Origin of the sequence: Parendozoicomonas verongulae, assembly GCF_009711465.1 — a bacterium.
GTDB classification, from domain to species: Bacteria; Pseudomonadota; Gammaproteobacteria; order Pseudomonadales; family Endozoicomonadaceae; genus Sansalvadorimonas; species Sansalvadorimonas verongulae.
Window position 1 is genome coordinate 1 of record NZ_SMME01000796.1, and the last position, 356, is coordinate 356.

1 protein-coding gene is annotated in these 356 nt (G+C 47.2%); it reads right to left on the reverse strand.

Annotated features, from left to right (window positions below; translation table 11 throughout):
- A partial coding sequence (locus tag E1189_RS07810; RefSeq protein ID WP_155159472.1) for a hypothetical protein occupies positions 1-307 on the reverse strand: 307 nt, incomplete at its 3' end.
- Positions 308-356: the final 49 nt, after the last annotated feature.

Consider the following 356-nt stretch of genomic DNA (forward strand, 5'->3'; position numbering starts at 1 on the left):
CAAACACAAGCGTATCCACACAGGGGAAAGGCTCTTTGTCTGTGATCAGATCGGGTGTAACCGGTCTTTCACCCGACCCGGTCGTCTCACCAAACACAAACTCACCAAACATAAGCTCACCATACCCTGAGAGTGCATAGACTACATGGGTAACAATAGGGTCATCAATATTCACAGTGTCACTGGCAGGGCAAAATTCAGTGCCATTAACACCAACATTACAAGAAGCCGCCAGCTGCGTTGCTATCTTCTTTGTTCTTTTTGTGGGAAGGAAGAGAATGGTCTTCAGGATGAGCTTTATTGTCACCCGTCTCTGTATAGTGATTGGCCTGTCTGCATCTGCCACCTATGCATCA